This is a genomic window from Mediterraneibacter sp., assembly GCF_030825015.1.
In the GTDB taxonomy this organism is placed as follows: Bacteria; Bacillota; Clostridia; order Lachnospirales; family Lachnospiraceae; genus Mediterraneibacter.
Genome location: NZ_JAPJQP010000006.1, coordinates 81934 through 96828 on the forward strand (window position 1 = coordinate 81934; position 14895 = coordinate 96828).

13 protein-coding genes and 1 tRNA gene are annotated in these 14895 nt (G+C 40.3%); 1 reads left to right on the plus strand and 13 read right to left on the minus strand.

The genetic code is table 11. From position 1 onward, the window contains the following. Positions 1-8: 8 nt before the first annotated feature. The 10 genes from pheS to RCH61_RS04975 all read right to left on the minus strand — a co-directional run bounded on the left by pheS (position 9) and on the right by RCH61_RS04975 (position 9293). On the minus strand, positions 9-1046 hold the full coding sequence (pheS, locus tag RCH61_RS04930) for a phenylalanine--tRNA ligase subunit alpha (RefSeq protein WP_178006552.1): 1038 nt from the start codon (positions 1044-1046) through the stop codon (positions 9-11). 588 nt (positions 1047-1634) lie between these two features. Then, positions 1635-1907: a hypothetical protein gene (locus RCH61_RS04935; protein WP_306480045.1), complete on the minus strand. Its 273-nt coding sequence runs from the start codon at positions 1905-1907 to the stop codon at positions 1635-1637. Beyond that, a complete protein-coding gene (locus RCH61_RS04940; protein WP_178006553.1) occupies positions 1876-2076 on the minus strand; it encodes a hypothetical protein in 201 nt (66 codons plus the stop codon). Before RCH61_RS04940 ends, RCH61_RS04935 begins: the two co-directional genes overlap by 32 nt. Before the next feature lie 224 nt (positions 2077-2300). After that, positions 2301-3326 (minus strand): ROK family protein, encoded by a 1026-nt coding sequence (locus RCH61_RS04945; RefSeq protein WP_178006554.1) that lies wholly within the window; start codon positions 3324-3326, stop codon positions 2301-2303. 47 nt (positions 3327-3373) lie between these two features. Next, positions 3374-4366 (minus strand): ABC transporter permease, encoded by a 993-nt coding sequence (locus RCH61_RS04950; protein WP_178006555.1) that lies wholly within the window; start codon positions 4364-4366, stop codon positions 3374-3376. A 2-nt stretch (positions 4367-4368) separates the two neighbouring features. Next, positions 4369-5487, minus strand: a complete 1119-nt coding sequence (locus tag RCH61_RS04955) for a sugar ABC transporter substrate-binding protein (RefSeq protein WP_178006556.1) — start codon at positions 5485-5487, stop codon at positions 4369-4371. A 61-nt stretch (positions 5488-5548) separates the two neighbouring features. Next, the gene (locus tag RCH61_RS04960; RefSeq protein WP_178006557.1) at positions 5549-6496 is read right to left on the minus strand and encodes an ABC transporter permease; all 948 of its coding nucleotides are present in this window, start codon (positions 6494-6496) and stop codon (positions 5549-5551) included. A gap of 13 nt (positions 6497-6509) precedes the next feature. Next, positions 6510-8018 carry a sugar ABC transporter ATP-binding protein gene (locus RCH61_RS04965; RefSeq protein ID WP_178006558.1) on the minus strand — a complete coding sequence of 503 codons (1509 nt, stop codon included), beginning with the start codon at positions 8016-8018 and terminating at the stop codon, positions 6510-6512. Positions 8019-8045: 27 nt separating this feature from the next. Continuing rightward, positions 8046-8723: a VOC family protein gene (locus tag RCH61_RS04970; RefSeq protein ID WP_178006559.1), complete on the minus strand. Its 678-nt coding sequence runs from the start codon at positions 8721-8723 to the stop codon at positions 8046-8048. A 12-nt stretch (positions 8724-8735) separates the two neighbouring features. Beyond that, the gene (locus RCH61_RS04975; RefSeq protein ID WP_178006560.1) at positions 8736-9293 is read right to left on the minus strand and encodes a hypothetical protein; all 558 of its coding nucleotides are present in this window, start codon (positions 9291-9293) and stop codon (positions 8736-8738) included. Positions 9294-9468: 175 nt separating this feature from the next. Between RCH61_RS04975 and RCH61_RS04980 the strand changes: the two genes are divergently transcribed. After that, positions 9469-10275 (plus strand): AraC family transcriptional regulator, encoded by an 807-nt coding sequence (locus RCH61_RS04980; RefSeq protein ID WP_306480046.1) that lies wholly within the window; start codon positions 9469-9471, stop codon positions 10273-10275. Positions 10276-10489: 214 nt separating this feature from the next. Here RCH61_RS04980 and RCH61_RS04985 read toward each other — a convergent pair whose 3' ends face one another. The 3 genes from RCH61_RS04985 to RCH61_RS04995 form a co-directional block, all read right to left on the minus strand. Beyond that, a complete protein-coding gene (locus tag RCH61_RS04985; protein WP_178006562.1) occupies positions 10490-12763 on the minus strand; it encodes a hydratase in 2274 nt (757 codons plus the stop codon). A gap of 250 nt (positions 12764-13013) precedes the next feature. Then, a complete protein-coding gene (locus RCH61_RS04990; RefSeq protein WP_178006563.1) occupies positions 13014-14390 on the minus strand; it encodes a DUF6612 family protein in 1377 nt (458 codons plus the stop codon). Between the two features lie 283 nt (positions 14391-14673). Then, a tRNA-Ala gene (locus RCH61_RS04995) sits at positions 14674-14746 on the minus strand. Positions 14747-14895: the final 149 nt, after the last annotated feature.

The following is a 14895-nucleotide window of genomic DNA, read 5'->3' on the forward strand; positions in this document are numbered from 1 at the left end:
TCTCTCCTCTATCTAAACTGTTTCAGGAATCTTAAATCTGCACTGTGGAACAATCTTACGTCATCAACGCCATAGCGCATCATGACAAGTCTGTCCAAACCGATATTTACATAAAATCCTGTATATTCGTCCGGATCAAGCCCTGCTGCCCGAAGAACATTCGGATGCGGAGAACCGCCCGGCATAACCTCGATCCAGCCGACATGTTTACATACGCTGCACCCTTTGCCGCCGCAGACCTGACACTGCATGTCGATCTCAAATCCAGGCTCTACGAACGGGAAGAAACCGGAACGCATTCTGACTGGAACATCCGTTCCAAACACTTTGCTCAAAATACTCTTGATCATTACTTTACCAGATGTAAATGTAATATCTTTGTCCACGATCAGCGCCTCATACTGGAAAAACGCTCTCTCATGATGTGCGTCCGTTGTCTCGTTTCTGTACACACGACCCGGGTATACAAAACGGTACGGCGGTTTATGTGTCTGCATATAGCGAACGCTTCCGCCTGTCAGATGCGGACGAAGACATAGTTTCTCATTCGTACTTCCACTGTCATGTCCTTCCAGCCAGTATGTGTCCATGCTCTCACGCGCCGGATGATTCGGAGGGAAATTCAATTTATCAAATGCATACATCTCACTTGTGATCTCATCTTCCTCGAACACCTCAAATCCCATCGAACGGAATGTATCATTCAAATCGTAGCACATCTGCGTGATCGGGTGAAGTCCGCCGCCTGTCGGCAAAATTCCCGGAACAGAGCAATCAAAATCAGGAGACACTTCCGAAGCTTTCAGCTTCAGCTCCATCCTCTTCTCATCGATCAGTTCCTTCACTTCATTTTTTGCCTGATTCAAAAGTTTTCCCATCTCAGGACGAAGCGCTGCATCCACTGTCGGAATTTCTTTCATTAAAAGACTTAATGAACCTTGCTTTCCGATATACGCGCTTTTTACATTTTGCAGTTCACCCTCGCTCACTGCATCAGAAATCTTACCTTTTGCTTCTGATAAAATGCTGTTGATTTTATCTTTCATTTTATTTCTCCTTCCCAAATTGTTTTTCATTTACTCATTCTTATTTACACAGCCGTTTTCTTCCGCTTTGCCGCAGTGCAATCTTTGCAGAGCGCTTTTGCGCCTTCCTCTTTGCCGCAGTGCGATCCTTGCGGAGCGTTTTTTTATGATTGGGGAACCCCCAATCATAAAAAAACACCGTCGCTTGTCTGTTCAACAAGGGACGATGTAAATCGCGGTACCACCCTATTTCAGAGCATCTATCTGCCCTGCACTCTCATTGTGTAAAATATTGCTACACGAACATCCGGCTTAACGCGCAAACTGCTTTTCGCCGGAAGACTCCCATACTGAAACTTCAAGAAGGGTCGCGCGGAATGCTCTCAGCCGATGACGCTCCGTCTCTGGGTCGCTCTGTCTTCTCTACTCACATATGTTCATAGTCTAAATTCTGAAATTATAATTTTATTTCCGTTACATTTTTTGAATTTCCCCTCTGCAACAAGAAATCTTGCTCCTACTGGTCAATTCCTACATTATTTTGGCACAGATTATGTTTTTTGTCAATGACGGAAATCTATCTCCTCTGTCACCTTCCGCATAAGCATTTTACCTTAGTTCTAAATATCGTTCTGACACTTCTTTTTTTATCCTGTACAACGTATTCCAATCTTTTGCTTCATCTTTCAGATCAAGCGTAAATACCCCGCGGTCTGCATCCAGTGTAACATAAATTTTTGTCGGCTTATAGAAAAATCTGATCTGAAACTGCCCCATAGGGCCGATCGAACTGCTTTCACCGATCACCCGTATCTGTTCGCCGAATATTTTACAGATAATCTTCTTATATTTACACATCATTTCCTTTTGCTCTGTCTCCATACGTTTCCGCTCCCCAGCCTTCGTTTACCATACACCATCTTCCTGTTTCCGGCATCACAAGACCTGCAATAATATAAAGTAGCAACCCGATCCAAAAAGCAAAACCTATGATATCGCTCCTTGTCTTTTCCTTTTCACTCAAGTCTTCTTTCTTTTTTATCCTCCACATTCCTTTTTATCCTTTTACCTTTTTATTTCTATTTTCTCATTTCTCTCATCCAATTTCAATTATCCCCCAATATTTTTCAATTTCTGATCCAAGAATACAGCAAATAAAAAATTATAGTTATTAATTTCATAGATTTTATTACACAAATTTCCCACCGGATATATATGATACACGTTCATAATATAACCGGTGGGTTTCGTTTATATATTCTAAATTACGTCCTTTCAACATATTTTTCTTTGCCGAGGCATATTACCGATCAATCCATATTTTTCAATATAATTGTAAGTTGCCCCAAGCAAGTTACATTCTTCCATATATCTGCTTCTTACAATTTCTGCATGAAGCATTTGGCCACACTCTGCATCTTGATACAGTTCATTCAATTTGATTCGCAAATCTTTAAAAATCCGTTCCTGCCTGCTTATCCCTCCTCCAATAACAATTCTTTCCGGCGAATAGCAAACCTGAATATTATGAATCAACACAGCAAGATTATCAATAAATTCCTTGTATACGCTCACCGCATCCGGGTCTTGTTGTTCAACCCAATTAAAGATCATTTCCCCATCTGCTTTGATATGTTTCACCTGTTCAGTTTTTGAAGGGAAACACCCGCATAACTTCATATCGATATTATGAAGCATTTCACTCGAATCCTGACTGTCAATATCCAGATTTTTGTATTTACATAATTTATACGTCATCCCTAAAACACCGACAGACATATATGCAAGCATCATATCTTTATATTTTCCAGGATCTGTAATCATATAAGAAAATTCACCTGCCGTGAAATTTTTTCCCCAATGTACGGTTCTATTTTTAATCACGCCGCCTCCTACAGCCGAACCTAAGATCAATACAACTCCATCTTTGCAGTCTGCAAGCGATCCCTGCCATGCTTCTGATAACGCTCCGCATTTGCCATCATTTTCCACAGCAACATTAACCGGACACTTTTTTTGAACAAGATCAATGATATTGCAGCCATACAGCTCTCTATAAACTCCTGATCCGTATAATTCCCCGGTCTGCGAATTAATATATCCGGGAAGACTAAGAGCAATTCCGTCTATCTCGTTTTCATACTTTTTATAAAGCGTATAAATCGTTTCTACAAATTCTTCTTTTGATTTCAAAGGAGCCGGTATTTTTCCACTCTGCTCCATATTTGCATCAGCATCTACAAGTGCATACTTTACGCTGCTTCCGCCGAAATCACAGGCCAGACATTTTATCCCTGACATTTTGTCACACCTCCCGTCTCTGAGTTGATTTCCGAAACAATACTCTTTTATTGTTTTTTCACCTGTACATTTGACCGTCTTAGTCTCCTGAATCGCTGTCTGAACTGAACCATGTACGGACTTTCACTGCTCAAAGCACAAAATACAAGAAGCGCAACTGCAACTGCCGCATTATTAAACTGACCGGATAAGCCCATCGCTACAATTCCAAATTTAATTAATTGCACAGTCACTCCACCAATATACACGCCAACAATCAAATTTACATATTTTTCTAACGCAGCCGCCACAAAAAAGCACATAATTGCACTAAATACCATATCCATACTTCCCATGTTTGTTGTCGGGTTTTGAACATTTGACCTTGCAAGGGAAAGCACTCCATAAAAACCACTGTATAATCCGACAAGTATAAAAGAAATCAATTTCACCTTATCTACATTAATTCCTTGTTGTTGTGCAACGTTTATATTGTTTGCAACAGCTTTCAGATTAAAACCATATTTTGTCTTGGTATAAAGCACATAGGCTATAAAAAAGAAAATCACTGTACTTATAATAACAACCGGAGTCCTGTTAAAAAACTGTCCAAAACTCGGATCAACCGATACTCCGCCGCCTCCCCATGCTAATGCTGAAATACTTTCCAAAATAAGCATTGTTCCAACTGTGGCAATAATAGATGGAACCTTCATTTTAATATAAAGTAATCCCGATAAACACCCAATAATAAGACTTGTAACTATAATGCAAACTGCAATCAGAAGGTTTCCTCCGCCTAAGCGGTTTGCAATGCCTCCTCCCAAAATGATACCTGCAATCACATTTGCACCTGCTGCAAAATGCCACAGTCCTAATTTACACGCGAATGTGACACCCCATGCAAGAATTGTAGGAAGCATTGCCTGTCTCAAAATATCTAAAATCTGAGTTCCGCCCATTGCTTCGGGACGCATTATTAATAAAATCAAATATAATATGATCGGTATCGCGGCTGCCGAAATTACGTTTTTTATCATACGTCCTTTTCGTTTTCCCATTATCAGTTCTCACCTGCTTTTTCTTGAACCATTTTCAAACTATAAGTCGCAACTTCTTTTTCAAACGACGCTTCATCCATGGCTGCCAATGCTTTAATTTCCTCAGCCGTATACGTCTTAAACTCCGAAAAATACTTACTATAAAGTTCTGCATCTTCTACCGAAGTCATGTAAATATAATTCGACTTCACTTCTGTCGGCGTATCTGACTTCGGCTGATCTGTTAATGTACAATACAAATTCACTAATGCATACACAGGATCAATTTGACTTCCCGTTGTCAGCATTGCCAAATTACCTTTTTTAAATGCCCCCGGCACATCTACCGGCGTATCAAAAGACGTCAGTTTTATATCAGTTCCTTCAATATCTGTGACGATTGCATCAATCGCTCCATTTGAACCGGACGAAACGATAAGTGCATCTATATCTGGGTTTGCCGCAAGCAGCTGATCCGTTGCATCTGTCATATCTGCTGCTGTAGCTGTAGAAGAATTTGTTGATACTTCATAAGATAAACCAAGCTCCTTCAATCTGTCCGCCACACCTTCCTGACGACGATCTATAACACCATTCCCAGCCTCTCTATTAATCAATCCAAACTTTTTACAACCTGCTTCTGCCAAAGCGTCAACCATAGCAGCGCCTGCACTTTCTTCATCTTCTACTACATATCCGGTAAAATAATCACTGCTCATGCAATATTCATAAGTCTCTTCGTCAATAATATTTCTGAAAAATGCCTGCATATATACTCCTGCACTTTCACAAATTTTCAAATAATCATCGACCGCCGTATCTACGATTGGACAAATCATAATTCCTTCGCATCCTGCCGACACAAGATTTTCTACCGCTGTTATCTGACCTTCCGCATCATAATCTCCTGTTCGATAAACAAGTTCTACCCCCAACACGTCTGCTGCAAAATCAAGCGCCTCTTTTGAGTCTGCACCTAATCCATCATCTGTAGACCAAATACAGACACCAATTTTCATATTTCCGTCTTTTCCCGATGAATCCGATCCACTTTTGCCATCAGAACTACATCCAACAAGCATACCAACCCCAATTACCGCGGCAGCTCCTGCCGACACGATTCTTTTAACTATATTTCTCATTCTGATTCCTCCTTTTCATATTTGTTTTCCCCCGTCATTTTTATTTGTTTACGCATGTTCCTTATAAAATATATGGCACTCCGTCCCTGTCAAACGTCAGTGTTACAGAAACAAGAAAGATGATTCCTTCTATTAATCCAACCATATTGGGACTTACACCTATAACATTTAATCCATTTTCAAGAAACAAAAGCATCAAAACACCTACAACAACATTTAATATCTTTTCTTTTGTTCCACCCGTTAAAGAAGCCCCTCCGATTACCATCATCAATAATAATGTCACATGGAATCCTGAGCCTGACGTTGCTCCTGCAGAGCCAGATCGCACAACTGTCATTAATGTTGCCAGCCCCATCATTATACCTGCTGTTAAATATGCCAAAAGTTTAAATTTTGTCACATTAATTCCCGCCGCACGGGCTGCTTTAGGATTCGATCCAATATCCATGATTCTCTTTCCTAATTTCGTATAATGAAACAAAACTACCGCAATAATAATCGCCGCAATCATTACAATGTAAAAAAGCGGAACATTGTATAGATGCGAAAACTCGCTTGGAAGCTGAAGACCTTTCGTTCTATTTGCGATCAAATATCCGGCAACTCCTTTTCCAAAAAAAGACACCGCAAACGAAACGATCACACTATTGATCCCTAATAAAATATTCAAACCTCCGATTACCATTTCGCAAATAATCGTCAATACAAAAATAACCGGAAAAACAAGCCAGCTTCCCCACATTTCTGCCGCTAAAAGTCCTAACGCTCCGCTTAAACATATGATTCCATCCAAAGACATGTCCATATTTCCAAGAGACATCGTAAACAGAATTCCCAAACCTGCCACGATATAAGTACATGACTGAATTCCAATCTGTTTTATATTGTTGATCTGCAATGTTGTTCCTCCGCTCAACACCGCAAACAGCACAATAACAAAAATCAGTGAAAACACCGGAAGGCAGGTTTTTATCGCATCTTTCTTTAATGCAATCTTTTCCTTCATATTCTCCCTCCTGCTATATCATTTTATTAATTACGTCACTCTCGCTTACTTCTGAAGATCTCTTGATTTTTCCTGTGATGCGTCCGTCGCGCATAATAAGGAGATTATCAGACATTCCAATTAATTCCGGCAATTCTTCAGATACCATCAGAACGGATCTTCCCTCTCGTTTAAATTGCTCCAGCAAGCGATAGATTGCAGCCTTCACTCCAATATCAATTCCCCTTGTCGGACAGTCCATTAAAACGATCTGCACATCATTTGCCGTACATTTTGCGATTGCAACTTTCTGCTTATTTCCCCCGCTTAAACTCGATACCGGAAGATTCAAGCCTCCTATTTTTATGCTAAGCATCTTAACTTGTTCTTTTGCAAGTTTTGTTGTTGCATGCGGTGTAATAAGAAACCCTTTCTTTATCTTATCCATAGACATCATATTTATATTGTCCCTAATACTCGCCGCCAACATCAGCCCTTCCGATTCTCTGTCTTTCGGTATGTATCCCATTTTATTTCTTACTGCAATCTCAGGGCTCTTTATTTCTATATTCTGTTCTGTAAGAACAACTTTCCCGCTATCAGGCTTAAGCAATCCAAACATCACTTTTATCAGATCATGCATACCGCAGTCAGTTAATCCGCCGATTCCTAAAATTTCCCCTTTGTGAAGCTTCAGCGAAACATCATTCAATCGGTTTCCCAGACAAATATGTTTTGCTTCAAGAACTACCTTATCGTGGTCCGATGTATCTTCATAATCCTGTCTGTAATATCCGCCTGTCAATTCTCTTCCGATCATATTTTTCCGCATCGAATCTACCGTAATCTCGTTTCCCGTAAGCGTCGTAATATATTCCCCGTCCCGCATAACCGTAACAATATCACATACGCTTTTTAGCTCTTCAAGATCGTGTGATATGAAAATTACAGCGTCACCTTTTTCCTTCATCTCACGAATCAGCTTATATATAACTTCTCTTCCTTTTTGTGAAAGGGCTGTTGTTGTTTCATCAACGATTAAGATCTTGGGATTTTCTTTCATCGCCATTCCTGCCTCGATCAATTTTCGATCCTCAAAACTCAATTCATCAATTAACATTGCCGGTTCAACATCTTGCAGCTCTATTTTTGTTAATACATTTACAGCGGCTTTATTCATCTCTCTGCGATTGATAATTCCTTTTGTTCCAAACTGATCTTCTTCTCCGAGGAATATATTTTCCGCTACTGTCAGATGATCAATCGTTCCCTTTTCTTGAAGCAGCATACATATCCCTGATCTTCTTCCATCAATCATATTTTTAGGACAATGCGGTTTACCTTCCATTAACATCTTTCCACTATCCGGCTGAAGGCATCCTGCAATCATTGATGTGACGGTCGATTTTCCGCTTCCATTTTCTCCGATCAAGCCGTGAATTTCCCCGGAACGAATTTCTAAATGCATATTTACTACAGCTTTCGTGGGACCGAATGATTTATTCAGTCCCTCCACCGTCAAAATTACTTTTTCTTTTCCCATAGCTTTCCTACCATCTTTTGTCCGCTATTACTGTGCTCCTGTTCTTGTTACCGGATTTATACAGTAATCAGGAATTTCGTCTTTGATTTCCCAAATATAAAGCTGATTTCCTTCTGAATCTTCGATCACCGCATAATCCTTACCCTCAACTGTGAATCGTTCACGAAGTACTTTTCCTCCAAACTCAACAACTTTCTCTAATGTTTTCTCAATATCTTTTACTTCTATAACAAAGCTCGGCGCCGGTGCAATATCTTCTGTTTTCGGTTTCAGATACCCGTACTCAAAAGAACATACTCTTGGTTCCCAATCCGGTGTTCCTGGTCCTGTTGCACAATACATCAGCGGATTTTCTTCATCTGAATGTTCTGTGTTAATAATATCCCATCCGAAAAGATCTTCATAAAATGATCTGATTTCATCTGCTTTTCCTTTTTCATATTCCATTACCCAGCGCCGTGTCCTGCCTTCCCCTTGCTGAGGAGCAAAATCTTTTGCCGGGTGAAAAGAAATATCAAAAGGATCTCTATTGGGATCTACTTCCGGCGGATCAACATGAATTCGTCTCTTTTCAATGCTTCCCGTCCACGGTTCTTCCAAAAACTGACTTCTCGGAGCTCCACATCCCGGGCAATGTGCCGGCACTTCTGTTTCTTCAAATGCAATCGGGAAACCACAGGCAAAACAAGTATATATTTTCTTCATCGCTTTTTCCTCCTATTCCTCTTCATCATATTCTGTTTCCAACTCGTCCCAAGTCCTTGAAGACGGACATTTCCACAAGTAGAGATAGTTTCCTGCCGGATCTTCAATTACCGCATGAATCTCCCAGCTCTGTTTACTGTCATCCAACGGTTTTGCAAGCGCTGATTTCGTTTTATCCAAAATCAACTTTCCTCCATGATCAATAATCTTCTGAATCGTTTCTTCCAACGGACGATCCATATGGATTTCCATAAACGGTCCTGGTTTCTCAATTTCTCCCGGCGCCCAGTGTACAAACATATTCATATGTCCCGGAGTAACACCTTCATAATCGTACTGTGCCGGACCGGTTGCTATAAGCAGCGAAGGATGTTCGTCTCCTGCCGGAACTCCGCTTGCAGCAACGGGCATCTCTATCATATCCCATCCAAAAACATTGATATAAAAATTCTGAAATCTTTTCAGATCTTTGTATGTGATAACATACAATCTTGTCCTTCCATGAAGATCCTTTTTTGTAAACTTTTTCGGCGGACGATAAGGGTAACTATTTGTTTTTACTTCTGACATGATTTTCCTCCTTTTGTCGTTTTCTTTACCTGTTCTCGACTCTTTTTTCTCACTCGTGAGCTTGCATTTAATTTATCAAACAGGTGCATTTTTATATATCATTTAATCCATTTTTATAGTATAATTCTCACATCAAATGAAAATAATTGTATTTGTCTGAAATATTTTCTAATCTTTGGAGGCATCTATGGGATACTTAAACAATAAAGAACTTTTTTATCAAGAATTTCTAAATCGGGAAAATAATAAACGCCATCACAAATATGATGAAGAAATGCTGCAATACGATCTTTTAAAAGCAGGTGATATTAATGGATTAAGAAGAAGCATGCAAATGTGGACTTCTGCCCTTCCCGGACATCTTTGCGATGATGTTTTACGAAATTATAAATATATGTTTGTCGCTTCAATTACCCTTGTCACAAGATTTGCAATCGAAGGCGGAATGGATGATGAAATGGCATATAATATCAGCGATTTATATATTCAAAAAATGGATAAATGCACAACAAAAAAAGAACTTGATACGATTTATGAAGACATGTGGATCTTTTTCACAAACAAAATGTCAGAAATCCACAAGTTTAATATCTATTCGAAGCCTATTTTGAAATGTATTGATTATATTCAAAACCGACTGCATGAACAGCTTACTATAAAAGAGCTTGCTGATTTAGTTAATTTAAATCCAAACTATCTGTCCGCTCTCTTTAAGCGTGAAACCGGACAAAGCATCACCGAATACATTCGGAATATGCGCCTTGACGCAGCCAAAAATATGTTAAAATATTCTGATATCAGCTATGCCGAAATCGCCTCAATACTAACCTTTAGTTCACAAAGCCATTTTACAAAAGTATTTCGTGAAAAAACAGGGTATACACCGAAAGAATACCGGCAGACATTTTATCGTTCTGCGTTTGACCCCCATGATGATGACACTAGAACAAGAACCGGGAAGAATAAATGTCTGCTTCATTGACACAACTAATCACCGGAAATGACAAAAGGCATATTCTTGAATTGTAAGCGGTCGCTAAAGTCTCGGGCAAACCCGGACTTTGGCTCCTCACCATTACAAAAATCCCCTGACCGCCGCAGATGTTTCTTTTACATCGCACTGTCAGGGGATTCTATTATTTTACTGTGTTATCGACTTATTATTCCTTCTCTTTATTATCTTATTTATCTATCGGTTATTTTGTTGCCTTATAGTAATTAATCAGACATCCGTCCAAAATGATCTGTCTCTCGGCATCTGTCAGATCTCCGAGTTTCAGATGGATTTCTTTCAATTCATCACCGACAACATATGCGTTGATAACGTCTTTCTTTTCCTCAACCGCTTTTCTCACATTCGGAACGAAGATATAATCTCCGTTTTTAAACGGAAGCGCCTCATGATCTGCGTCTGTCAGGAACGGAAGCATTCCCCAGTTTATCAGATTGGAACGATAACGTTTTGTCGCATACTCTACGGCAATGTTCGCCCATCCTCCGAGAACTTTCTGACAGGAAGCAGCCTGCTCACGAGCAGAACCATCTCCCGGTTTTACTGCAAAAATAGTACTTCCGACACCTATATTTCCTTCTCCTGCTTCCGGATATGTTTCCTGGATCTTAGCCATAACCGGTTTCAGCTCTTCCAACGCTTCAAGAGGACATGTACCGGCTTCGATTGCTTTCTGTGCTTTCTGAACCTCTTTCGCTCTTCCTACATATGCAGGATCTTTTCTTGAAAGTGCAAACTCTGCAAGTCCAAGCGGGTTAGAGCGATAAGAAGACGTCTCTCCTGACGGAATGAGCTCGTCTGTTGTCGTTACCGGATCATGGATCTCAGATACAACTTTCACGATCAGATTTTCAGGAAGTGCAGACATCTCCGGCCAATCCTTAATATTCGGACCAAACTGGATCTCTACAGTCGGATCAGCCTCTCCCTTGCTGTCGAATACACGATTTGCGTAAATATTCTGATCAAAGTGATATTTCTGTCCTTTATATTCTACGTCAAATGCCGTAGCCGGAGTCAAGTAGCCTTTATTTGCCGCCGTTGCAGCAATAGAACGAGCATCCATAAGAGCAACAGAAGAAATCTGTCCGCTCTGGAGCTTACTTCCTTCACGGTTCGGGAAGTTTCTCGTTGTATGACGGATAGAAAATGCATTATTTGCAGGTGTATCTCCTGCTCCGAAACACGGACCGCAGAATGCTGTTTTTACAACAGTGCCTGCTTCCATAAGATCGGCTACAACACCATTTTTCACCAGTTCCATATAAATCGGCGTACTTGCCGGATATACGCTGAACGTAAATGCGTCTGATCCGATATTATGACCTTTAATAATGTCTGCCGCCGCGCAGATATTTTCAAATCCGCCGCCTGCACATCCTGCAATAATTCCCTGATCTACATAGAGTTTTCCGTTACGGATCTTATCCTGAAGAGAATAATCTACAGCTCCGTCAAGACTTACGAGCGCTTTCTGCTCTACGTCATGAAGGATATCCGCTAAATTCGCATTCAGTTCATCGATCGTATAAACATTGCTCGGATGGAACGGCATTGCGATCATCGGCTTGATCTCGCTTAAGTTTACACGAACACATCCGTCATAATATGTAACTGCACCCGGATTCAGTTCTTTGTACTCTTCTTTTCTTCCGTGAATCTCGTAGAATTCTTCGATCTTCTCATCAGTTGTCCAAATGGATGACAGACAAGTTGTCTCCGTCGTCATAACATCAATTCCGATACGGAAATCAGCACTTAAGTTCTTCACGCCCGGTCCGACAAATTCCATTACTTTATTGTTTACATAGCCGTTTTTAAATGTCGCTCCGATAATTGCAAGAGCAACGTCCTGCGGACCTACACCCTTCATCGGCTCGCCTTCAAGATAAACAGCGATAACTCCCGGCATCTTAATATCATATGTTTTGTTCAAAAGCTGTTTTACGAGCTCAGGACCGCCTTCTCCCATCGCCATTGTACCGAGAGCTCCGTAACGTGTATGGCTGTCCGATCCAAGGATCATCTTTCCGCCGCCTGCAAGCATCTCTCTCGCGAACTGATGGATAACTGCCTGATGGGGCGGAACATACATACCGCCGTATTTTTTCGCACATGTCAGACCAAACATATGGTCATCTTCATTGATCGTACCGCCGACTGCACAAAGACTATTGTGACAGTTCGTCAACACATACGGGATCGGAAATCTCTCAAGACCTGACGCGCGGGCTGTCTGAATAATTCCGACAAAAGTAATATCATGTGATGTCAATTTATCAAATTTAATCTGCAGATTCTTCATGTCAGAAGAAGTGTTGTGTGCTTCTAACACACCGTAAGCCATCGTATTTTTCGCAGCTTCTTCTTTAGAAACCGGAACTTGTACATTTCCTGTATCTTCAACAATCTCAGTGCCATTGAGCAAATACACACCGTTTTCATATAATTTGATCATATGAAACCTCCTTTTCGTTTGTCAATTTTACGCTATTTCTATATATTATCATACTTATTGTGAAAATGTAACCAATACAGCGAAAAAAACAGCTGCGACATACAGGGAAAACAATGAAAAACGGCAGGAACATCTTCCCGCAGATTTACTCCCAGGAAAACTTCCTGCCGTTTTCAAATTTTGATACACTTTTTTCAGATTTTAATACGCATTTTTTAAGATTTGTTTTTCCTTATCGCTCTTATCCTCTCTATTTATAACACTGTAAGTTAATATTCTCAACAAGTCCCGTTTCTACGTCTATATCTACTGTGCACGAATTATCATAGCTTTCTTCATCATACCAATAATAAGTATTTCCATACTCTTCGTCTTTATACGAATCTGTCGGCTCGCCATACGCCGCAAGAACGTCCGCCTCTTTTGTTCCGACTGTAATTCCGCCCGGGAAGAGAACTGTAAGTCCGCCTTCCTCCAGATCATAGGAATATGCCGAGATCGCGCCTACAAGACAATCTTTCAACTCTTTCGGATCACTTTCCATATTTACCATATCTGCCATGATCGTATTGCCGTTATCGTCTTCAAACCATGCAAGCTCATACTCACCTACATTTACCACATAATCTTCCGGTGTATATTCTCTGTCAAGCTTCAGCCCTGTCGCCTCCAAATCCGCCAGACTGCATGGAAGCGTAATCACTTTATCGTTGATCTGAACTGTATAACTGTCCCATTTTGCACCGAGATCTTTACTCTGCTCCGCCGGTTTTGCCGCCTTTTTGTCTTCGTCTTTATCATCTGCGTCGTCCGATACTTCTCCGCCTGCTTTTTCGATCACATCTTTTGGAACTTCAATTTCACCTACACTGTCATATTCATGATACGTCACTTCGATGGAACATACTGTAACATCAACGCCTTCTTCCTCCATTGCCTTTTCCATAACATCCTGCATATCGAAAGAAATCTTTGCCGGGAGAATATCGCCTTCGTAAACAGCAATCGTACATGGAAGGGTGAGGTCTTTGATCACATCCTTGTCGACTGCTGAATCCAAACCATTTACCATACCTGACTCCATCATTCCCGCAATATCAGAACCTTTAATCTCTCCTGTCATCTCAAAGCATTTTTTTCCGTTTACTTCTACCTTTTCTTTAGACATCTCGAAAGATTTCGCATGTACTGTCATACTGTCTGCAAGATCAGAAATTTCACCAGCCATATCCATTTCCGAATCATCCATGTCTTCTTTTGTCCACTGATCATTCGCCATCGTATATACAACATACTCATCATCTTCTTTTACAGTATACATTTCAATCTCGGTTCCGATATTCGTACCCATCATTTTCATATCAATGGCGCCTTTGCCATGACTTTCACCCTTTTTAAGATCCAGATCCATGTCCAAATCTGCCTGAACACCGATTGTGGCTGTATCATCTCCCATTTCCATATCAATCTTCATGTTTGCCACTACCGACTCTGCGTCTTCCAGATTCTTCATCATATCATTCAATAAATTCTCTGGAGTTGCCTTTTTCCCGCACCCTGACATAAGCGCTGCTGTCATCATCACCGCCATTCCCAGTGCCACTAATTTGTTCCTACGTTTTTTCATACCTTTTCCTCCTGATTATATATTTTTTATTTACGCTCTTTTATTTTTTCCTCCCTTTTTTCAATCTTATGCGGGATATTCAAAATCCCTTTACTTCAAAAGCATGTCATCCTAAAAAACTATTTATTATCTGACTTTTTATAGAAATCTTAGAACTTATTCTTTTTTTCGTTCAAACATTCTATAAATTTTTCACTTTTCTTGATTATATCTTACTTCTTTTCTTTTCACAACAAAAAAATCCGAACATTGACTAATATCAATGTTCGGATCTTTACTTTAATGGAGAATACGAGAGTCGAACTCGTGACCTCCTGCTTGCAAGGCAGGCGCTCTCCCAACTGAGCTAATCCCCCAAAGCTTCATAGAACTTTTATAAAGTATCATATTCTCAGAAACTTGTCAAGATTTTTTCTAAAAATATCTCCCATCATTTTATTTTATTCATATAGAGGGTGTCGCAAAATCATCAGATTAGATGATTGAGCGATGCCCTCGCTCTATA

Coding starts and splice junctions, on each gene's coding strand:
- RCH61_RS04955 (WP_178006556.1), bottom strand. CDS start 5,487: ATGAGAAATATAGTTAAAAGAATCGTGTCGGCAGGAGCTGCCGCGGTA.
- RCH61_RS04985 (WP_178006562.1), bottom strand. CDS start 12,763: ATGATCAAATTATATGAAAACGGTGTGTATTTGCTCAATGGCACTGAG.
- RCH61_RS04990 (WP_178006563.1), bottom strand. CDS start 14,390: ATGAAAAAACGTAGGAACAAATTAGTGGCACTGGGAATGGCGGTGATG.
- RCH61_RS04960 (WP_178006557.1), bottom strand. CDS start 6,496: ATGAAGGAAAAGATTGCATTAAAGAAAGATGCGATAAAAACCTGCCTT.
- RCH61_RS04965 (WP_178006558.1), bottom strand. CDS start 8,018: ATGGGAAAAGAAAAAGTAATTTTGACGGTGGAGGGACTGAATAAATCA.
- RCH61_RS04940 (WP_178006553.1), bottom strand. CDS start 2,076: ATGTGGAGGATAAAAAAGAAAGAAGACTTGAGTGAAAAGGAAAAGACA.
- RCH61_RS04975 (WP_178006560.1), bottom strand. CDS start 9,293: ATGTCAGAAGTAAAAACAAATAGTTACCCTTATCGTCCGCCGAAAAAG.
- RCH61_RS04970 (WP_178006559.1), bottom strand. CDS start 8,723: ATGAAGAAAATATATACTTGTTTTGCCTGTGGTTTCCCGATTGCATTT.
- pheS (WP_178006552.1), bottom strand. CDS start 1,046: ATGAAAGATAAAATCAACAGCATTTTATCAGAAGCAAAAGGTAAGATT.
- RCH61_RS04945 (WP_178006554.1), bottom strand. CDS start 3,326: ATGTCAGGGATAAAATGTCTGGCCTGTGATTTCGGCGGAAGCAGCGTA.
- RCH61_RS04935 (WP_306480045.1), bottom strand. CDS start 1,907: ATGGAGACAGAGCAAAAGGAAATGATGTGTAAATATAAGAAGATTATC.
- RCH61_RS04950 (WP_178006555.1), bottom strand. CDS start 4,366: ATGGGAAAACGAAAAGGACGTATGATAAAAAACGTAATTTCGGCAGCC.